Source organism: Pseudomonas sp. MWU12-3088 (assembly GCF_023242405.1).
Taxonomy (GTDB): domain Bacteria; phylum Pseudomonadota; class Gammaproteobacteria; order Pseudomonadales; family Pseudomonadaceae; genus Aquipseudomonas; species Aquipseudomonas kribbensis.
This window is the reverse complement of sequence record NZ_JALJEA010000009.1, coordinates 221,808-240,590: the sequence shown is the minus strand read 5'-3', so window position 1 is coordinate 240,590 and position 18,783 is coordinate 221,808. Positions and strand designations below refer to the sequence as shown.

19 protein-coding genes are annotated in these 18,783 nt (G+C 60.5%); 15 read left to right on the top strand and 4 right to left on the bottom strand.

Annotated features, from left to right (window positions below; genetic code table 11):
* Window positions 1–25 precede the first annotated feature (25 nt).
* Both M5B98_RS21315 and M5B98_RS21310 read right to left on the bottom strand, forming a co-directional pair.
* A complete protein-coding gene (locus tag M5B98_RS21315) occupies window positions 26–1,222 on the bottom strand; it encodes an MFS transporter (RefSeq protein WP_248743877.1) in 1,197 nt (398 codons plus the stop codon).
* A gap of 111 nt (window positions 1,223–1,333) precedes the next feature.
* The gene (locus M5B98_RS21310; RefSeq protein WP_248743876.1) at window positions 1,334–1,981 is read right to left on the bottom strand and encodes an HD domain-containing protein; all 648 of its coding nucleotides are present in this window, start codon (window positions 1,979–1,981) and stop codon (window positions 1,334–1,336) included.
* A gap of 111 nt (window positions 1,982–2,092) precedes the next feature.
* Here M5B98_RS21310 and M5B98_RS21305 point away from each other — a divergent pair, with 111 nt between their 5' ends.
* From M5B98_RS21305 to M5B98_RS21280, 6 genes are all read left to right on the top strand, one after another.
* Window positions 2,093–2,575 (top strand): GNAT family N-acetyltransferase, encoded by a 483-nt coding sequence (locus M5B98_RS21305; protein ID WP_039770630.1) that lies wholly within the window; start codon window positions 2,093–2,095, stop codon window positions 2,573–2,575.
* Between the two features lie 193 nt (window positions 2,576–2,768).
* The gene (locus M5B98_RS21300; RefSeq protein ID WP_248743875.1) at window positions 2,769–3,758 is read left to right on the top strand and encodes a 2-dehydro-3-deoxygalactonokinase; all 990 of its coding nucleotides are present in this window, start codon (window positions 2,769–2,771) and stop codon (window positions 3,756–3,758) included.
* 19 nt (window positions 3,759–3,777) lie between these two features.
* The gene (locus M5B98_RS21295) at window positions 3,778–4,398 is read left to right on the top strand and encodes a 2-dehydro-3-deoxy-6-phosphogalactonate aldolase (protein ID WP_085710908.1); all 621 of its coding nucleotides are present in this window, start codon (window positions 3,778–3,780) and stop codon (window positions 4,396–4,398) included.
* A 46-nt stretch (window positions 4,399–4,444) separates the two neighbouring features.
* Window positions 4,445–5,593, top strand: coding sequence for a galactonate dehydratase (gene dgoD / locus M5B98_RS21290; RefSeq protein WP_248743874.1), 1,149 nt, complete (start codon window positions 4,445–4,447; stop codon window positions 5,591–5,593).
* Between the two features lie 184 nt (window positions 5,594–5,777).
* Window positions 5,778–7,088: an MFS transporter gene (locus tag M5B98_RS21285; RefSeq protein ID WP_192558684.1), complete on the top strand. Its 1,311-nt coding sequence runs from the start codon at window positions 5,778–5,780 to the stop codon at window positions 7,086–7,088.
* Window positions 7,089–7,148: 60 nt separating this feature from the next.
* A complete protein-coding gene (locus M5B98_RS21280) occupies window positions 7,149–7,958 on the top strand; it encodes an IclR family transcriptional regulator (RefSeq protein WP_248743873.1) in 810 nt (269 codons plus the stop codon).
* A gap of 4 nt (window positions 7,959–7,962) precedes the next feature.
* Here the strand turns inward: M5B98_RS21280 and M5B98_RS21275 are convergent, their stop codons facing one another.
* Entirely contained in the window at window positions 7,963–9,015 is a 1,053-nt protein-coding gene (locus tag M5B98_RS21275) for an NAD(P)-dependent alcohol dehydrogenase (RefSeq protein ID WP_248743872.1), read from the bottom strand.
* 191 nt (window positions 9,016–9,206) lie between these two features.
* Between M5B98_RS21275 and M5B98_RS21270 the strand changes: the two genes are divergently transcribed.
* Entirely contained in the window at window positions 9,207–10,097 is an 891-nt protein-coding gene (locus M5B98_RS21270; protein ID WP_007950856.1) for an AraC family transcriptional regulator, read from the top strand.
* Between the two features lie 64 nt (window positions 10,098–10,161).
* Here the strand turns inward: M5B98_RS21270 and M5B98_RS21265 are convergent, their stop codons facing one another.
* The gene (locus tag M5B98_RS21265; protein ID WP_192552176.1) at window positions 10,162–11,826 is read right to left on the bottom strand and encodes an electron transfer flavoprotein-ubiquinone oxidoreductase; all 1,665 of its coding nucleotides are present in this window, start codon (window positions 11,824–11,826) and stop codon (window positions 10,162–10,164) included.
* 525 nt (window positions 11,827–12,351) lie between these two features.
* On the opposite strand from M5B98_RS21265, the gene M5B98_RS21260 reads away from it, so the two are divergent.
* From M5B98_RS21260 to M5B98_RS21225, 8 genes are all read left to right on the top strand, one after another.
* Window positions 12,352–13,101 carry an electron transfer flavoprotein subunit beta/FixA family protein gene (locus M5B98_RS21260; RefSeq protein WP_007950859.1) on the top strand — a complete coding sequence of 250 codons (750 nt, stop codon included), beginning with the start codon at window positions 12,352–12,354 and terminating at the stop codon, window positions 13,099–13,101.
* Between the two features lie 2 nt (window positions 13,102–13,103).
* Window positions 13,104–14,033 (top strand): electron transfer flavoprotein subunit alpha/FixB family protein, encoded by a 930-nt coding sequence (locus M5B98_RS21255; protein ID WP_007950863.1) that lies wholly within the window; start codon window positions 13,104–13,106, stop codon window positions 14,031–14,033.
* Window positions 14,034–14,112: 79 nt separating this feature from the next.
* Window positions 14,113–14,949, top strand: coding sequence for a substrate-binding periplasmic protein (locus tag M5B98_RS21250; RefSeq protein WP_248740143.1), 837 nt, complete (start codon window positions 14,113–14,115; stop codon window positions 14,947–14,949).
* A gap of 9 nt (window positions 14,950–14,958) precedes the next feature.
* Entirely contained in the window at window positions 14,959–15,315 is a 357-nt protein-coding gene (locus M5B98_RS21245; RefSeq protein WP_248743871.1) for a DUF4398 domain-containing protein, read from the top strand.
* Window positions 15,312–16,124 (top strand): OmpA family protein, encoded by an 813-nt coding sequence (locus tag M5B98_RS21240; protein ID WP_134827730.1) that lies wholly within the window; start codon window positions 15,312–15,314, stop codon window positions 16,122–16,124. The genes M5B98_RS21245 and M5B98_RS21240 overlap by 4 nt, the downstream gene beginning before the upstream one ends.
* A 200-nt stretch (window positions 16,125–16,324) precedes the next feature.
* Window positions 16,325–17,764, top strand: a complete 1,440-nt coding sequence (locus tag M5B98_RS21235) for a PLP-dependent aminotransferase family protein (RefSeq protein ID WP_096820992.1) — start codon at window positions 16,325–16,327, stop codon at window positions 17,762–17,764.
* A 78-nt stretch (window positions 17,765–17,842) separates the two neighbouring features.
* Entirely contained in the window at window positions 17,843–18,322 is a 480-nt protein-coding gene (locus M5B98_RS21230; RefSeq protein WP_248743870.1) for a translation initiation factor 2, read from the top strand.
* A 166-nt stretch (window positions 18,323–18,488) separates the two neighbouring features.
* Window positions 18,489–18,743: a YkgJ family cysteine cluster protein gene (locus M5B98_RS21225; protein WP_085710899.1), complete on the top strand. Its 255-nt coding sequence runs from the start codon at window positions 18,489–18,491 to the stop codon at window positions 18,741–18,743.
* The last annotated feature ends 40 nt before the right edge of the window (window positions 18,744–18,783 follow it).

The following is an 18,783-nucleotide window of genomic DNA, read 5'->3' as shown; positions in this document are numbered from 1 at the left end:
AGGTGCCGATTGAATGACGAACGGTTCAGTTCGTCAGTGCACTTTCTACCTTCATCCTCCGCCACAGCAGGCGGCCGAGGGTGATCGACCAGTTCAACGCCGCCACCGCCAGCACCGTCAGCAACAGCGTCGCCATGCCGTGTTCGACGATGATTTTTCCGGCCAGCAGCGGGAAGCCGAATACACCGATGAAATAAGAAAGACTGAACAGCAGCAACGCCTGCGACGTGGTGCCGATAGGTGCTTCGTTGGCTGCCAGTCCGTTAATCACCGAGTAGGTGAGGCCGTAACCGACACCGAGCATCACTGCTGCCAGCAGATAGCTGAAACCGCTCTGCACGCCGAACGCAAACAACACGATCGAGCCCAGCATCAACCCCGAAAGCAGACACGACGCCCGCAGCGGATCACGCTTGACCACATAGCCTGCGATCAACATCCGGCTGCTGATGGCGGCGCTCATGAAGCCCAGGAAGAACAGCGAATAATCCAGCGAACGGGCGGCGGCATAGCTGGTCTGGAAACTCGACAGCCCCCCGAACACGCAACCGCCGAGGCCGACCATGATGATCGGAAACACCGCGCGGGAGCTGAGCACCTGAGCAGTCGCTTGCCAGGAGATTCGCGCTGCCGATGTCGCCTGTGTGCCTTTCAATCGAGCGCCGAGACGCCAGAACAGCAGCACGCCGATCAGACTCGCCGCAGCCGCCAGATAGAACGCCGACGTCACCGGCAAACCCAGCGCACTCGCCGCACGCCCGAGCAGCGGGCCGCTGCCGATGCCGGTCATCATGCTGCCGGACAGCAGCGCAAAGTATTTCGCCCGCTGTGCCGGGCTCACCAGACTGGCGACGATGATCGGCCCCAGCGTGTAGAACACGCCCCAGCCCAAGCCAAGCAGCAAACCGAAAAACAGCAGCAGATGGCCGAAGCCCGGCGTCATCGCAAACCCGAGACTCGCCGCCACCAGCATCAGCCCGAACAGCGCAATCGAACGCGCCGCGCCCAGCCAGTCGGACAGGTGCCCGGACACCAGCACCGCAACGAAGGTGCTGAGCATCGCCGCACTGATTACGCTGCCGGCATCGTGCTCGTTGCCGCCGCGCGAACCGATCAGCAGCGAGAGCAAAAACGTTGCGCCATAGGACAGCGACAACAGATAACTGGCGAGGCAGAACAGGCCGAACAGTTTGCCCGAAACCTGGGGTGTTGCTTGAGGCATGACGCGGTTCCTTGACCGGAAAAATTGAGCGTCATCTATCTAACACGTCGGGCCCGCGGTTTAGGTCTGAGCTTGGCGATCTCAGGATCGTGAATGACCGGAGTAACGCCTTCAGACGACGCCGATCTCTTCCTTGAATTGCTCCATGAAACCTTTCAGGCGTTGATGACGGATGCGTGCCAGACGTTGTCCGGCAGCGGTCTGGAAACCCTCGGCAAGGTGCAGCAGTTTGGTCTGGAAATGATCGAGGCAGAATCGCTTGTCGTCGTAGTCCCTTTCCCGGGCTTCGGGATCGTGCGGGTCGTACAGCGCACTGCCCATGCGCCCGGCGGTGTAGAACGTGCGGGCGACGCCGAGCATGCCGAGGGAGTCGAGACGGTCGGCGTCCTGCATAAGCCGCGCTTCGAGGGTTGTCGGTGTGATGTTGGCGGAAAAACTGTGGGCTTCGATGGCGTGGATGACGGCGCTGACTTTTTCTTCTGGCCAGTTAAGGTTTGCCAGCACCGTTGATGCTTTTTCCGCTGCCAGGCGCGATGCCTGTGAACGCAGGGGCGAGTTCTTTTCCACGGCCACGCAATCGTGCAACAGCACAGCGGCCAGCAGCACCTCAAGGTCGCCGCCTTCCTCGGCCTGCAAAATACGCGCGTTGTGCCAGACCCGCTGCAGGTGCGACAGGTCATGGGCGCCGTCCTCCGACGGTTCCAGTGCGTGGGGCAGCAGTTCGGCGGCGAGTGGGGCCAGTGGTTCGAATGCGTTCATGAATATCCTTCAGAGTGACCGGCCGCACTAGCCTAATCCGTGGATTGCCATGTGACGAGCGCCGCGCGCCGCCTTAGTATGGCGTTTTCCTTTTTCCGACAAGGCCCGTCCATGACGATCGAAATCCGCCCGGCGACCCCCAGCGATGCTCCGCAAATCCTCGCGTTCATCACTGAACTTGCAGACTTCGAAAAGGCCCGTCACGAAGTCATCGCCAGCGTCGCCGACATCGAGCGCAGCCTGTTCAGCGAAGGCGCCACCGCCCACGGCCTGATCTGCCTGCGTGACGGTTTGCCGATCGGTTTTGCGGTGTTCTTCTTCAGCTATTCGACCTGGCTGGGCAGCAACTGCCTGTACCTCGAAGACCTCTACATCACCCCCGAGCAACGGGGCGGCGGCGCCGGCAAAACCCTGCTGCGCCACCTTGCGAAAATCGCCTGCGCCAACGACTGCGGCCGCTTCGAATGGAGCGTGCTGGACTGGAACACCCCGGCCATCGAGTTCTACAAATCCCTCGGCGCCCAGCCGCAGGAGGAGTGGGTGAGGTATCGCATGGATGGCAAGGTATTGCGCGAGTTTGCCGAGGGCAACTGAGCCGCGCCAGGAATACCGCAGCCGGAGACAGTTCCTGCAGGGAAAGTGAATTTCTCTGAAGGCGCTGTTACTGGCTGCGGTATTTTTTTGCCTATGTCCCATATTATGGGATTGTTATTTATATATTGAGATTTTGCTGTGCCCGGGTTTATAGTCCAGCTCACTCACTGCCAATAACAAAACAGGTGAAGCGATGCTGGCGCAATTGATCGCGCTCGATTGGGGGACGACCTCCCTACGTGCTTACAAACTCGGTGTGGGCGGGCAGGTGCTGGCGCAGCGGTCGCTGTCGTTCGGGATCATGCAGTTGCCGAAGACACCGCGGGTCATCAACGGTCGTGAGTGCTCCGACGGTTTTGAACTGGCGTTCGACGAGGCCTGCGGCGACTGGCTCGATTCGCAACCCGATTTGCCGGTGATTGCCTGCGGCATGGTCGGCAGCGCTCAGGGCTGGCGCGAAGCGTCCTACCGCGATACGCCGGCCAACGTCGCCGATCTCGGAAAATCCCTGCAAACCGTTCGCAGTCTTCGTGGTGTCGATGTGCACATCGTGCCGGGTGTGATTCAGCGCTCAAAGCTGCCGAACGTGATGCGCGGCGAAGAAACCCAGGTCCTCGGCGTCCTGCAGAATCTGCCGGACGAGGCGGGCAATGATCTGTTGATCGGCCTGCCGGGCAGTCATTCGAAATGGGTGGAAGTAGCCGACGGCTGCATCACCCGTTTCGACACCTTCATGACCGGCGAAGTGTTCGCCGTGCTCAGTGAACACAGCATTCTCGGCCGTACCCAACAGCACAGCGCGACGTTCGACGCCGAGGCATTTGATCGCGGTGTGCAGGTGGCGTTGTCGGCCGAGGGCGAGATCGGCGTACTGTCGACGTTGTTCAGCGCCCGTAGCCTCGGTCTGACCGGCGAACTCGGCGCCACCGCACAACCGGACTATCTGTCCGGCCTGCTGATCGGCCATGAGCTGACAGCATTGGCCGCCGTGCAACGACGCCGGCGCAACAGCGCACATCTTCCTTCGATCATCCTCATCGGCAACGCGCAGTTGTGCGCTCGCTACAGCCGTGCCATCGACGCCTGCGATTTCGCCCGGGTGACCCTGGCCGAGCAGGCTACCGAGCGTGGGCTGTGGCAACTGGCGCTCGCCGCCGGACTGATCGATTCCTCATCCCGTTAACCCTGACTGGAGGCCTGACATGCTCAAGCAAGCACTGGCGCAAAACGGTCTGATCGCGATCCTGCGCGGCCTGCATCCGCAGGAAGCCGCCGCTGTCGGAGAAGTCCTGTATGCCGCCGGATTTCGCGTCATCGAAGTACCGCTCAATTCCCCCGCGCCGTACGAAAGCATTCGCATCCTGCGTAAGACCCTGCCCGCCGATTGCCTGATCGGTGCCGGCACGGTGCTGACCCCGGAACAGGTGGAGTTGGTGAAGGAGGCCGGCGGCCAGGTGATCGTCATGCCCCACAGCGATGCCAAGGTGTTGCGGGCGGCGAAAGCGGCGGGGCTGTATCTGTCGCCGGGCGTTGCCACGCCGACTGAAGCCTTCGCGGCGCTGGAGGAGGGGGCCGACATTCTCAAGTTGTTCCCGGCCGAGCAGATGGGCCCTGCGGTGGTTAAAGCCTGGCTGGCGGTGCTGCCGGTCGGGACGATTCTGGCGCCGGTCGGCGGCATAACCCCGGACAACATGCAGGTGTTCATCGATGCCGGCGTCAAAGGCTTCGGCCTCGGTTCCGGGCTGTTCAAACCCGGCATGACGACTGAGCAAGTGGCGGCCAATGCCAAGGCCTACGTGGCGGCCTGGAAAGCCCTTCGCTAAGACTTTTTGGCGCTGTGTGCGCTGCATCTATAAGAGAGACAAAAAGATGAAAATCACCAAACTGACCACCTTCATCGTCCCGCCGCGCTGGTGTTTCCTGAAAGTCGAAACCGACGAGGGCGTGACCGGTTGGGGTGAGCCTGTGGTCGAAGGCCGGGCCCACACCGTCGCCGCTGCGGTCGAGGAATTGTCCGACTACCTGATCGGCAAAGACCCACGCAATATCGAAGACATCTGGACCGTGCTGTATCGCGGCGGCTTCTACCGGGGCGGCGCAATCCACATGAGCGCACTGGCCGGTATCGACCAGGCGTTGTGGGACATCAAGGGCAAGGCGCTCGGCGTGTCGGTGAGTGATCTGCTTGGTGGTCAGGTGCGGGACAAGATCCGCGTGTATTCGTGGATCGGCGGCGACCGTCCGGCGGATACCGCGCGGGCCGCGAAAGAGGCGGTGAGTCGCGGTTTTACTGCGGTGAAAATGAACGGCACCGAGGAGCTGCAATTTCTCGATACCTTCGAAAAAGTCGACCTAGCGCTGGCCAATGTTGCCGCCGTGCGTGATGCGGTGGGGCCGAACGTCGGCATCGGCGTCGACTTCCATGGCCGGGTGCACAAGCCGATGGCCAAGGTGCTGATGAAGGAACTCGACCCTTACAAACTGATGTTCATCGAAGAGCCGGTGCTCAGCGAAAACTACGAAGCGCTGAAAGAACTGGCGCCGCTGACCAGCACCCCGATTGCCGTCGGCGAGCGACTGTTTTCGCGCTGGGACTTTAAACGGGTGTTGAGCGAAGGCTACGTCGACATCATCCAGCCGGATGCCTCCCACGCAGGCGGCATCACTGAGACCCGCAAGATCGCCAACATGGCTGAAGCCTACGACGTGGCGCTGGCGCTGCACTGCCCGCTTGGGCCGATTGCACTGGCGGCGTGTCTGCAACTGGACGCTGCTTGTTACAACGCGTTTATCCAGGAGCAGAGCCTGGGCATCCATTACAACGAGAGCAACGACCTGCTCGATTACGTGAAGGATCCACGGGTGTTCGATTACGACAAAGGCTTCGTGAAGATCCCCAACGGCCCGGGGCTGGGGATCGAGATCAACGAGGAATACGTGATCGAACGGGCTGCGGTCGGCCACCGCTGGCGCAACCCGATCTGGCGTCATGCCGATGGCAGTTTTGCCGAGTGGTGAGTCTTTTCTGACCCGACACCAAACACTGTGGGAGCGAGCTTGCTCGCGAAGAGGGCGGCACATTCGAAACCGATGTCGCCTGATAGATCGCTTCGCGAGCAAGCTCGCTCCCACAGGTTGATCTCCAGGGAGCGGAGATCTGCATCCCCCCCGACCTCAATAAACATAAGAAGAGGCGCTCTCCATGCAACCGCAAACCCTCACCGGGCAAGCGACGTTAGTCACGCCCAGCCGCAAGCGATTCTTCATCATGGTGTTGCTGTTCATCACCGTGGTCATCAACTACCTTGACCGCAGCAACCTGTCGATTGCCGCCCCGGCACTCACCACCGAACTGGGCATCGACCCGGTGCACGTCGGGCTGATCTTCTCGGCGTTCGGCTGGACCTATGCGGCCATGCAGATCCCCGGCGGCTGGCTGGTGGACCGAGTGCCACCGCGCATCCTGTACAGCGTCGCGCTGCTGTTGTGGTCGCTGGCCACCGTGATGCTCGGATTCGCCGCCAGTTTCATCGCGCTGTTCGTGCTGCGCATGGCGGTCGGTGCGCTGGAAGCGCCGGCGTATCCGATCAACAGCCGCGTGGTGACAACCTGGTTCCCCGAGCGCGAGCGGGCCACGGCCATCGGTTTCTACACCTCCGGGCAGTTTGTCGGGCTGGCGTTTCTGACGCCGGTGCTGGCGTGGCTGCAACATGAATTTGGCTGGCACATGGTGTTTGTCGTGACCGGCGCGGTGGGCATTGTCTGGGCTGCGATCTGGTACGCGGTGTATCGCGAGCCACGGGATTTCAAAGGCGCCAATGAAGGCGAAATCGACTTGATCCGCGAGGGCGGCGGGTTGGTGGACATCGCCGCCGAAACTGCAAAAGTGAAGGCGAAATTCAGCTGGACCGATCTCGGCATCGTCCTCAGCAAACGCAAATTGTGGGGGATTTACCTCGGCCAGTTTTGCCTCAACTCGACGCTGTGGTTTTTCCTGACGTGGTTCCCGACCTATCTGGTGAAGTATCGCGGCATGGACTTCATCAAGTCCGGCCTGCTGGCGTCGCTGCCGTTTCTCGCCGCGTTTATCGGCGTGCTGTGCTCAGGGTTCTTTTCCGACTTCCTGATTCGCCGTGGTTGCACCGTCGGGTTCGCACGCAAATTGCCGATCATTGGCGGGTTGCTGATTTCCACCTCGATCATCGGCGCCAATTTCGTTGAATCGACGCCGCTGGTGATTGCCTTCCTGGCCCTGGCGTTTTTCGGCAACGGGCTGGCGTCGATCACCTGGTCGCTGGTTTCGACACTGGCACCGGCGCGGTTGCTTGGACTGACGGGCGGGGTGTTCAACTTCATCGGCAACCTGTCGGCAATTGCCACGCCGATTGTCATCGGCTTCCTGGCCAGCGGCGATTCGTTCGCCCCGGCGATCACTTACATCGCGGTTCTGGCCCTGATCGGTGCTTTGTCCTACGTGCTGTTGGTGGGCAAGGTCGAGCGCATCGAGTTGTAGTCGTCCCTGTCGGGCGACCATAATGCCGCCCGTTCCCTCGCTCAACGCTAAAGGCTGGATATGCAGGAAGACGCCCCGAAAAACGCCAAGGACGCCGCGCCGACCGGCACCCAGACCCTGCTTCGCGGGTTGGGTGTGGTGCAGGCCGTCGCCAGTGGCGCCCGCGATCTCAAAGAGATTGCCCGCCTGATCGGCACCACCCGCAGCACCACCCATCGTCTGGCCAGTTGCCTGGTGGACGAGCGTTACCTGCGTGTCGTGCCGCAAGTCGGTTATCTGCTGGGGCCGAAACTGATTGAACTGGGTTTCCAGGCGCGTGAAGAATTGCCGCTGGTGACCCTGGCCGGGCCTTATCTGGACGAGTTGTCGGCGCTGACCGGCGACACCGTTCACCTGGGGATTCGTGAAGGGGACGAGGTGCTTTATTTGCTGAAGAATCCGGGGCGCAACGGCCCGGAAATGCGCTCGCGGGTCGGCCATCGCATGCCGCTGGCGCGCACCGGAATCGGCAAGGCACTGATGCTGGATGACGCGCCGCAGGATTGGCAGCGTCTGTACGACATCAGCCTGCCGGCGGGTGGGAAAAGTCAGTTCTGGCCGCAGCATCCCCAGCAGTCGTGGGAGCAGTTGGAGCAGCGGATGACCGAATACGTGGCCGGCGGCTACGCGTTCGATCTGGAAGACAACGAACCGTCGATCCGTTGCGTGGCGGCGCCGATCCGCGACGCGAGCAAGCGCATCGTCGCGGCGATCAGCATCGCCAGCACTGTGCCGTACATGCCGCTGGAGAAAATGGCCGAGCTGATTCCCCTGATCAAAGGGGTCACGGCCCGGCTCTCGGCGGAACTTGGTTTAAAAGTGCAGGCTTGAAGGTTTAAAGCTTCAAGGTCGCCATGTCGATCACGAAACGGTACTTCACATCACCGGCGATCATGCGGGCGTAGGCCTCGTTGATCTGGCGGATGTCGAGCATTTCGATGTCGCAGCTGATGTTGTGCTCGGCGCAGAAATCCAGCACTTCCTGGGTTTCGGCGACGCCACCGATCAACGAGCCCGCCAATACGCGACGACCCAGCACCAGTTTGGCGGCGTGGACCGGCGGATCGATCGGTTCGATCAGGCCCACCAGAATGTGCACGCCGTCGAAGCGCAGGGTGTCGAGGTACGGGTTGAGATCGTGCTGCACTGGAATGGTGTCGAGCAGGAAGTCAAAACGACCGGCTGCGGCTTTCATCTGTTCTTCGTCGGTGGAGACGATCACGTGATCGGCGCCCTGGCGACGACCTTCCTCGGCCTTGCTCGCCGAACGGGTGAACAGCGTCACTTCGGCGCCCATGGCCTTGGCGAACTTGATGCCCATGTGACCGAGGCCGCCCATGCCGAGAATCCCGACCTTGTCGCCGGCCTTCACGCCGTAGTGCTTGAGTGGCGAGTAGGTGGTGATGCCGGCGCAGAGAATCGGTGCGGCAGCCGCCAGATCCAGTTTCTCAGGGATGCGCACCACGAAGTGTTCGTTGACCACGATGCTGTCCGAATAACCACCCATGGTGTTGCTGCCGTCGACCCGGTCGGGAGTGGCATAGGTCATGGTCGGACCTTCGAGGCAGTATTGCTCGAGGTTCGACTGGCAGGCTTCGCAGGTGCGGCAGGAATCGACCATGCAGCCGACACCGACCAGATCGCCTACCTTATGTTTGGTGACGTTCGCACCGACAGCGGTGACTTTTCCGACGATTTCGTGGCCGGGCATCAGCGGGTAAACGGCGATGCCCCATTCGTTGCGCGCCTGATGGATGTCGGAGTGGCAGACGCCGCAGTACAGGATGTCGATGGCGACGTCGTCGGCACGGGGGCTGCGGCGTTCGAACTTCATCGGGGCGAGGGGCGTGGTGGCCGTTTGAGCGGCATAGCCGATGGCGGTGTACATGTGAAACCTCGCAAAAGCAGTGACAGGTGAGGCGGCGCATTCTGGGCGCCGTCCGGTCGTCCGGCCATGGCGATTCCTCCGGGTGTCATGCCTAATCCTCCGGCATGCGGGGTTGATCGGTCGCATTGGCAAAAGGATCTGCGATGATGCTTTTATCCCTTTTTCCGTGATTTTTTCTGAAGAGCCGCCCGATGCAATTGACCCGTCACCTTGATGCCAACGCCACCCTGGTTTCGCTGATCGAACCGCTGGCGCTGCGCGACGGTTACAGCCAGACCGGGCTGCCGGGCGTGCAGGTGCTGCGCGCCAGTTGCGACGTCGCCCGTGGCCCGCACATTTATGAACCGAGCCTGATGATCATCGCCCAGGGCAGCAAACTGGCGTATCTCGGCCCGCGCACCATGGAATACGGCGCCGGGCACTATCTGATCCAGGCATTGCCGGTGCCGTTCGAGTGCGAAACCTATGCGTTGCCGGACGCGCCGTTGCTCGGTGTGTCGGTGGCGATCGACCGGGTGCTGCTCGGTGAGCTGGTGCTGGCCATGGGGCTGGCGCCGGGGCGACATATTCCGGCGCAGACACCGGAGTCGATGACCTCGGTGGTGCTCGACGATGACATGCGCGGTTGCGTCGAACGCTTGCTGCGCTGCCTGCACGATCCGCTGGAATGCCAGATTCTCGGACCGGCACGGGTGCGGGAATTGTTGTTCGTGGCGTTGCGCGGGCCTCAGGCCGATGTGCTGCGCGCACTGGTGGAGCAGCAGGGGCAGTTTGCCCGGGTGGCGGCGTCGATCAGCCATTTGCACTCGCACTACACCGAACCGTTGAACGTCGAGACGCTGGCCAGTTGCGCGAACATGAGCGTTTCGACCTTTCATGAGCATTTCAAACGCAGCACGTTGCTGTCGCCGGTGCAGTATCTGAAGCGTTTGCGTTTGTTGAAGGCGCAGACGTTGTTGATCGCGGAGGGGCTGGGTGTGGCGCAGGTAGCGCATCGGGTGGGGTATCAGAGCACGTCGCAGTTCAGTCGCGAGTACAAACGTTATTTCGAGCGCAGCCCGGGGGATGAGCGGGCGGCTTGATCTTTTAAATCGCAGGCAACAAAAAGGCCCCCATACAGGGAGCCTTGATGTTCAGCGGATCGACTTACATATTCGGGTAGGTCGGACCGCCGGCGCCTTCCGGCGTCACCCAGGTGATGTTCTGCGAAGGGTCCTTGATGTCACAGGTCTTGCAGTGCACGCAGTTCTGGGCGTTGATCTGGAAACGCTTCTCGCCGTCTTCCTTGGTGATCACTTCATACACGCCGGCCGGGCAGTAGCGCTGCGCCGGTTCGTCGTACATCGGCAGGTTGCGGCTCAACGGGATGGTCGGATCGGTCAGCTTCAGGTGGCACGGCTGTTCTTCTTCATGGTTGGTACCGGAGATGAACACCGAGCTCAGCTTGTCGAAGCTGATCTTGCCGTCGGGTTTCGGGTAATCGATCTTCTTGCAGTCGGCCGCGAGCTTGAGGCAGGCGTAGTCCGGCTTGGTGTCGTGCAGGGTGAACGGCAGTTTGCCGCCGAAGATGTTCTGGTCCAGCCAGTTGAAACCGCCGCCGACGATGGCGCCGAACTTGTGGATCGCCGGGCCGAAGTTGCGGCTGGCGAACAGTTCTTCGTAGAGCCAGCTCTTCTTGAAGGCGTCGACGTAGGTGGTCAGCTCTTCGCTGCCGTCTTTTTCAGCAAACAGCGCGTCAGCCACGGATTCAGCGGCGAGCATGCCGGACTTCATCGCGGTGTGGCTGCCCTTGATCTTGGCGAAGTTCAGGGTGCCGAGGTCGCAACCGATCAGCGCACCGCCCTTGAACACCATTTTCGGCAGCGAGTTCAGGCCACCCTTGCAGATGGCGCGCGCGCCGTAGCTGATGCGCTTGCCGCCTTCCAGGTACTGCTTCAGAACCGGGTGATGCTTGAGGCGCTGGAACTCGTCGAATGGCGACAGGTAGGTGTTGCTGTAGGACAGATCGACGATCAGGCCGACTACAACCTGGTTGTTTTCCAGGTGATAGAGGAACGAGCCGCCGGTGTTCTCGGTGCCCATGATGTCCATCGGCCAACCGGCGGTGTGCACCACCAGGCCTGGCTGGTGTTTGGCCGGGTCGATTTCCCAGATTTCCTTCAGGCCGATGCCGTAGTGCTGGGCGTCGGCATCGCTGTCGAGGTTGTAGCGCTTGATCAGTTGCTTGCCGATGTGGCCACGGCAGCCTTCGGCGAACAGCGTGTATTTGCCACGCAGTTCCATGCCCGGGGTGTACAGGCCTTCTTTCGGATGGCCTTCGCGATCGACGCCGAGGTCGCCGGTGATTATCCCGCGCACCACGCCGTTTTCATCGATCAGCGCTTCCTGAGCGGCGAAGCCCGGGTAGATTTCCACGCCCAGGTTCTCGGCCTGCTGGGCCAGCCAGCGGCACAGGTTGCCGAGGGAGATGATGTAGTTGCCTTCGTTGTGCATGGTCTTGGGCACAAAGAAGTCAGGAATCTTCTGCGCGCTTTCGGCGTTTTTCAGCACGAAAATGTCATCGCGGGTGACAGGAGTGTTCAGCGGGGCGCCGAGTTCTTTCCAGTCAGGGAACAGTTCGTTCAGGGCCCGTGGTTCGAATACGGCACCGGACAGGATGTGCGCGCCGACTTCGGAGCCTTTTTCGACCACGCAGACGCTGATTTCCTTACCGGCTTCGGCGGCCTTCTGCTTCAGACGGCAGGCGGCGGACAGGCCAGCGGGGCCGGCACCGACGATGACCACGTCGAATTCCATGTATTCGCGTTCCACAGGCTATCTCCTACTCAAGGCTCAACAGTTTTTTTTCTAATTTGGAGGTTCGGTGTCGTATCCGTTATTGCCTTTACGTTAACGTCAAGGCTAATAATGGGCAAACCACCTTTCTCTCTAGGCGGCGCATTATATCTACACCACTCTTAGCGTCCAATACAAACGTTTGTTTGAATCGGCTCCAGCCCAGAGAAATCAAAGAAGCGCGGCTTATGACAGGGCATTTTGGCGTATTGACCAGAATGGGCGTTCCGGTCAAGATACGGGCGGTTTTGCGCTCGCCGTAGGCTGAATGGTGGTTTCAAGAGCACCTCTAAAGACAGGGCGTAGGCGGTAACCGGTGATGCGCAGCGCAGGTTCGGCGCGCAGTTTACACACCGCGAAGCGGCATGACTCGTCGGTCACGACTGACGAACGGTCATCCGACTCAGCCGGCGTTTTTGGAGGTGCCCTTGTGCCCGATGAGCATCAACCGCCAGGTTCGCCTAGGCGACTTTCTTTTCACCGGAGAGTAACGAGGAATCCATGAAGGTTCTTGTAGCTGTCAAACGCGTTGTGGATTACAACGTCAAGGTTCGCGTCAAGGCGGACAATTCCGGCGTAGACCTCGCCAACGTCAAGATGTCGATGAACCCGTTCTGCGAAATCGCAGTGGAAGAAGCCGTACGCCTGAAAGAAAAAGGCGTTGCGACTGAAATCGTCGTCGTCTCCATCGGCCCGTCCACCGCTCAGGAACAGCTGCGTACCGCACTGGCTCTGGGTGCCGACCGCGCCATCCTCGTCGAATCCGCTGAAGACCTGACTTCCCTGGCCGTGGCCAAGCTGCTCAAGGCCGTGGTCGACAAGGAACAGCCTCAGCTGGTGATCCTGGGCAAACAGGCCATCGACAGCGACAACAACCAGACCGGCCAGATGCTCGCTGCACTGAGCGGCTACGGTCAGGGCACTTTCGCCTCGAAAGTCGAAGTCTCCGGCGACAGCGTTGCCGTGACCCGCGAAATCGACGGCGGCGCGCAGACCGTTTCCCTGAAACTGCCCGCGATCGTCACCACCGACCTGCGTTTGAACGAGCCGCGCTACGCGTCCCTGCCAAACATCATGAAAGCCAAGAAGAAGCCTCTCGAGACGCTGACTCCGGACGCTTTGGGCGTTTCCACCGCCTCCACCAACAAGACCCTGAAAGTCGAAGCGCCGGCTGCACGCAGCGCGGGCATCAAGGTCAAGTCGGTGGCTGAACTGGTCGAGAAACTGAAAAACGAAGCGAAGGTAATCTGATCATGACTATCTTGGTAATCGCCGAACACGACAACAAGGTGCTGGCCCCGGCCACCCTGAACACCGTGGCTGCCGCTGCCAAAATCGGCGGCGACATCCACGTTCTGGTTGCAGGCCAGGGCGCTGGCGCCGTGGCTGAAGCCGCCGCGAAAATCGCTGGCGTGAGCAAAGTCCTGAACGCTGACAATGCTGCCTACGCGCATCAGCTGCCGGAAAACGTTGCTCCTCTGGTAGCAGAGCTGGGCGCTGGCTACAGCCACATCCTGGCTGCCGCCACTTCCAACGGCAAAAACATCCTGCCGCGCGTTGCCGCCCAGCTGGACGTTGACCAGATCTCCGAGATCATCTCGGTTGAAAGCGCTGACACCTTCAAGCGTCCGATCTACGCCGGTAACGCCATCGCTACCGTGCAATCGACCGCTGCGATCAAAGTGATCACTGTGCGTGCCACCGGTTTCGACCCGGTTGCTGCTGAAGGTGGTTCGGCTGCCGTTGAATCGGTTGCCGCTGCTCACAACGCCGGCACTTCCAGCTTCGTCAGCGAAGAGCTTGCGAAATCCGATCGTCCTGAGCTGACCGCTGCCAAGATCGTCGTTTCCGGCGGCCGCGGCATGCAGAACGGTGACAACTTCAAACACCTGTACGCCCTGGCCGACAAGCTGGGCGCTGCCGTGGGTGCTTCCCGCGCCGCGGTCGACGCAGGTTTCGTACCGAACGACATGCAGGTCGGTCAGACCGGCAAGATCGTTGCACCACAGCTGTACATCGCCGTCGGTATCTCCGGCGCGATCCAGCACCTGGCCGGCATGAAAGACTCCAAAGTGATCGTTGCGATCAACAAGGACGAAGAAGCGCCGATCTTCCAAGTGGCCGATTACGGCCTGGTGGCGGATCTGTTCGAAGCCGTACCTGAGCTGGAGAAGCTGGTCTAATCCGGCGGCTTCACTTATAAAGAGCCCGGCCTGTTGGTCGGGCTTTTTTTGTCTCGGATTTGAGTGGGAGCGTTTCGCCATGGATCTGCATCGCCGGTTGGGCTTCTCGTTATTGCTGTGTTCCAGCCTGCTGCCGGGGTTGTCCGTGGCAGCGGGCAAATGCGAACGACTGGTCGTCACCGGCAGCCCGGATGCACCGCCGTATCTCTGGCAGGATCCGCAGAATCCCAAACAGTTGATCGGTGCGAGTGCCGACCTGTTGCAGCAAGTGGCGAAGGACCTGGGCATCAAGGTCGAGCTGCTGTATGCCGGCAAGCGCTCGCAGGCCCTCGACGAAGTGCGCAGCGGGCGCATGGACATGCTGGCCGACGCGCCGCTGGCCTTCAACGAGCTGGAAAACCTCGACTACATTCATCCGCCGTTGCTGGAAAACGACTATCTGGTATGGACCCGCAAGGGCTCGACCCTGGTCTACAGCGAAGCGAAGGACCTTCAGGGCCATCAAGGAGGATTGTCGGAAAAGTCTCGAATGACCCAGGCATTCAGCACTTTCGCCGAGAAGCAATTGACCCTGACCCGTACGGCAAACCTCACTCAGGCCTTGCAGAAACTTCTGCTGGGCGAGGTGGAATATGTACTCGCCGGCCGTTACTCCGGGATGGCGGCCGCGCAGGCATTGGGCATGGCCAATGATCTGCTGGCCTTCGAGCAACCGATTGACCGGCCCGGTCTGTTCCTTGCGCTTTCCCACAACTCGGCCTGCAACGATCCGTGGTTACGCGGACAGCTGGCCAAAAAGATGACAGAATTGCCCGCGTCCGGCCTGACGGAAGCCGCGCTGCAACGCAACATCGAGCGCTGGAAGGCGCAGCAGCAACAGCCGCCGCAACAACCTGTCAGCGCCCCAAAACAGTAGGGATTCTTAGTGAGTAATCGAGTTCTTTTCACGGCCCTGGCCGTTCTGGCCCTGGCCGGTTGCGCCAGCGATCCGGCACCCAATGAACAAATGCGCTTGACCGAGCAGGCGCTGGAGCAGGCCAAGGCCGTCGGCGCCACCGCCGACGAAGTGCCGGAAATGAAACTGGCAGATGACAAGTTCAACCGAGCCAAGGGCAGCATGGCCGGCGAATCCTTCAAGAACGCGCGGATGCGTGCCGAACAGGCCGAACTGGATGCACGCCTGGCCGAAGCCAAGGTGCTGACCCAGAAGAGCGAAGAGCAGCTGAACGTGCTCAACACCCGCATCGTCCGCCTGCGCAAGCAACTGGGGGATGCCCAATGAACCTGACTTCAAAAGCCTTCGGCACTCTGATCCTGGTGGGTTGCGCCAGCCTTTACGGTTGCGCTGGTCAACACAGCGAAACTGCTTTGCAGGAAGCCAGCGCTGACTTCCAGAAGGTCAAGGAAGATTCCAATGTGCTGCGTATCGCGCCGAAAGACGTGATACGTGCCGGTGAATCCCTGGCTCGTGCCGATCGCCTGTCCACTTATTGGGGCAGTGGCTCGGACGTGGCGCATTACTCCTACTTGAGCCAGCGCTACAGCCAGATCGCCCGCGAGCACACCAACCTGGTGCTCAACGAAGAGCGTGCGGCGAAGCTGGAGCTTGAGCGTCAACGCCTGCAACTGGCACTGCGCGAGTCCAAACTGTTGAGCGTGCAGCAGCAGGGTAAATGGCTGGAGGAACAGATTGTCGCACTGGCCACCACCCAGACTGACCGTGGACTGGTGATGACCCTGGGTGACGTGCTGTTCGACACCGGCGAGGCGGAGCTGAAGAATTCGGCGAATCGCGTGGTCTTGAAGATCGTGCAGTTCCTGCAACTCAATCCGAAACGCGTGGTGCGTATCGAGGGTTACACCGACAGCACCGGCGGCAAACAGGAAAACCTCAAGCTTTCCCGTGATCGCGCGCAGTCGGTTGCCGACGTGCTGACGGACCTGGGTATCGACGAAAAACGCATTCAGGTCGAAGGCTACGGTGACGAATACCCGGTGGACGCCAACGCTTCCGAGCGTGGGCGGGCACAGAACCGTCGGGTGGAAATCGTGTTCTCCGACGAAAAGGGCCAGCTCGGCGCCGCCCGCTGAGGGTGGCGTTACTGGAAAGCCCGGCCTGTCATGCAGCGCCGGGCTTTTTTACGTCTGTCGATTACCTCACAAAGCAGTACAGATTTATCCGACACTGGACTGTATGGTTGACTAATATGGCAACTGTCCCAGTACACTTCAGAACTGTTCCGGTATTGTTCACACAAAAATAAAACGCCCGTGATATCGAGTGCTGCGTCATGACCAATCTCTTGCTCTACCAACGTATTGCTCAACAGCTGGCCGAAGACATCCGCCGTGGCGTCTATCAACCGGGCGAGCGCGTGCCTTCGGTGCGCAAGATGAGTTCGCAGCTCAACGTCAGCCATGCCACGGTGTTGCAGGCTTACGCCAACCTCGAGGATCAGGGGCTGATCCGTGCACGGCCGCAATCCGGTTACTACGTACACCAGACGCCGGCCCTGACTGCACCGACCCCGGACATTGCCCGGGTCGAACGACCTGGCCTGGTCACCCGCGCCAGCATCATTCAGCAAGTATTGGTCGAATCGCGCCGCGAAGGCGTGTTCCCGTTGGGCGCGGCGGTGCCGAGCGTCGACTATTTGCCGGTGCGCGCGCTGCATCAGCAATTGGCCAAGGTCACCCGATTCCATAGCCCGCGCGCTTTCAGCTACATGTTCAGTCCGGGCTTCGAGCCATTGCGCCGACAAGTGGCGATCCGCATGCGCGACGCCGGTGTGGTGGTCGATCCGTCGGAAGTGGTGATCACCCACGGTTGTGTCGATGCCTTGCAGATGTCGCTGCGGGTGCTGACCCGCCCGGGCGATCTGATCGCCGCCGAATCGCCAACCTATTACGGACTGCTGCAACTGGCCGACCTGCTCGGCCTGAAAGTCATTGAAATCCCCAGCGATCCGGCCACCGGCATGAGTCTCGAAGCCCTGCAACTGGCGGCCAACCAATGGTCGATCAAAGCCCTGGTGCTGACGACCCGGCTGAGCAACCCGTTGGGCGGTACCATGCCCGAGGAGCGGCAAAAACAATTGCTGCGTCTGGCCTCGGATTTCGATATCCAGATCGTCGAAGACGACATCTATGGCGAACTGATGTTCGAGCAGGGCCGCACCAAGGCCCTCAAGGCCTACGACCGGCTGGATCGGGTGATTTACTGTTCGAGTTTCTCCAAGACCTTGTCGCCGGGCGTGCGTGTGGGCTGGATGATCGCCGGCAAGTATCAGCAGGAAATCCAGCGTCTGCAGACCTTCACCACGCATTCGGCTTGCAGCGTCACGCAAATGGCGATTGCCGCCTATCTGGAAAATGGCGGTTATGACCGGCATTTACGGTACATCCGCCAGGAATACCGAAAAAACCTCAGCGCATTCCAGCTGGCGGTGCAGCAGTACTTCCCTGAAGGCACGCAAATGACCCGGCCCACGGGCGGTTTCATTCTCTGGGTGAGCCTGCCGGGGCGGGTCAACACCCAGGAATTGCATGTCCGCGCGTTACAGCAGGGCATCAGCATCGCACCCGGATTGATCTTCAGTAATACCGAGCAGTTCAACCACTGTATCCGCCTGAATTGCGGCACGCCGTGGAATCGCGAGGCGGAACGGGCGTTGATGACTTTGGGTCTGCTGGCGACTCAACTGTGTCAGGAAATGGCCGGCGGTTTCTGAACAGACTGTGTCGCGCGCTTGTCATGCGGCGTTCAACAGGCGAGCATATGGCCCTCTGCCGTTAGCGTTGTAGGTTCCATGAAAGCGATTTTTCCTGCTGCCTGGATTGTGCTTTGTCTGTTGATGATCGGTCACGCGCCAGCTGTCATGGCCGCTGCCGTTTCGGAAAAGCCGACAACAGCCTCCACGGTGAAAAAGCCGGTGGCCAGCAAGAAAGCCGTACCTGCAAAGGACAAGCAGCAGAAGAAAGCCGCCCCGGCGAAGAAACGTGCGCCAATCGCCTCAAAATCGAAATCGGCCCGTGAAGTGGCCAAGACACCGTTACCGCCGGCCAAACTCGACTTGAGCCTGCCCAGGGATATGGTTCAGCAGTTGAAACCCGTCGGTGCCGTGCCGCTGCCCAAGCGCGAAGCGATCCTGCCGCAGATGTTTGGCGAGAAGAACAGCGGCTTCCAGCTCAACGGTCGTCTTCTAAGCAACGAAATGCAGTTGCAGCTACGCAACGAAGAACGCCGTGAAGTCGAAGGCGCGGCGCTGGATTTCGAATTCAAGCAGTAAATTCAATCGATCCGTGACCCGCAGACCAGACGCTTTGTCGGAGACTGGTCAGTCACTTTCGTTTCTGCGTAAAAACCCGGGTTCAGGGAATTTAAAACAGCCGTTTTAGCGGTTACCCTGTTCCGCGTCCCTTTAACACATTGCCCGTCGCGAGGAACTCGTCGTCATGAAATGCCGTGAAGGCTGTGGCGCCTGTTGCATTGCCCCCTCCATCAGCTCGCCGATTCCAGGCATGCCCGATGGCAAACCTGCCGGCGAACGTTGCGTTCAGCTCTCGGTCGAAAACCTGTGCAGCATTTTCGGCCGACCGGAACGTCCAGCGGTCTGTTCAGGGTTCAGCGCCGATGTCGAAGTCTGCGGAAGCAGTCAGGAAGAGGCGATCAGACTGCTCGGCTGGTGGGAGCAGATGACGGCGGCGTGATGTGTCAAACGTACGGAACTTCAACAATAAGGAATAAGAC

Excerpts from the sequence above, each read along its gene's own strand:
- dgoD (WP_248743874.1), top strand. The coding sequence starts at position 4,445 with ATGAAAATCACCAAACTGACCACCTTCATCGTCCCGCCGCGCTGGTGT.
- M5B98_RS21315 (WP_248743877.1), bottom strand. The coding sequence starts at position 1,222 with ATGCCTCAAGCAACACCCCAGGTTTCGGGCAAACTGTTCGGCCTGTTC.
- M5B98_RS21250 (WP_248740143.1), top strand. The coding sequence starts at position 14,113 with ATGGATCTGCATCGCCGGTTGGGCTTCTCGTTATTGCTGTGTTCCAGC.
- M5B98_RS21225 (WP_085710899.1), top strand. The coding sequence starts at position 18,489 with ATGAAATGCCGTGAAGGCTGTGGCGCCTGTTGCATTGCCCCCTCCATC.
- M5B98_RS21300 (WP_248743875.1), top strand. The coding sequence starts at position 2,769 with ATGCTGGCGCAATTGATCGCGCTCGATTGGGGGACGACCTCCCTACGT.
- M5B98_RS21255 (WP_007950863.1), top strand. The coding sequence starts at position 13,104 with ATGACTATCTTGGTAATCGCCGAACACGACAACAAGGTGCTGGCCCCG.
- M5B98_RS21280 (WP_248743873.1), top strand. The coding sequence starts at position 7,149 with ATGCAGGAAGACGCCCCGAAAAACGCCAAGGACGCCGCGCCGACCGGC.
- M5B98_RS21270 (WP_007950856.1), top strand. The coding sequence starts at position 9,207 with ATGCAATTGACCCGTCACCTTGATGCCAACGCCACCCTGGTTTCGCTG.
- M5B98_RS21230 (WP_248743870.1), top strand. The coding sequence starts at position 17,843 with ATGAAAGCGATTTTTCCTGCTGCCTGGATTGTGCTTTGTCTGTTGATG.
- M5B98_RS21240 (WP_134827730.1), top strand. The coding sequence starts at position 15,312 with ATGAACCTGACTTCAAAAGCCTTCGGCACTCTGATCCTGGTGGGTTGC.
- M5B98_RS21285 (WP_192558684.1), top strand. The coding sequence starts at position 5,778 with ATGCAACCGCAAACCCTCACCGGGCAAGCGACGTTAGTCACGCCCAGC.
- M5B98_RS21305 (WP_039770630.1), top strand. The coding sequence starts at position 2,093 with ATGACGATCGAAATCCGCCCGGCGACCCCCAGCGATGCTCCGCAAATC.
- M5B98_RS21295 (WP_085710908.1), top strand. The coding sequence starts at position 3,778 with ATGCTCAAGCAAGCACTGGCGCAAAACGGTCTGATCGCGATCCTGCGC.
- M5B98_RS21310 (WP_248743876.1), bottom strand. The coding sequence starts at position 1,981 with ATGAACGCATTCGAACCACTGGCCCCACTCGCCGCCGAACTGCTGCCC.
- M5B98_RS21260 (WP_007950859.1), top strand. The coding sequence starts at position 12,352 with ATGAAGGTTCTTGTAGCTGTCAAACGCGTTGTGGATTACAACGTCAAG.
- M5B98_RS21275 (WP_248743872.1), bottom strand. The coding sequence starts at position 9,015 with ATGTACACCGCCATCGGCTATGCCGCTCAAACGGCCACCACGCCCCTC.
- M5B98_RS21235 (WP_096820992.1), top strand. The coding sequence starts at position 16,325 with ATGACCAATCTCTTGCTCTACCAACGTATTGCTCAACAGCTGGCCGAA.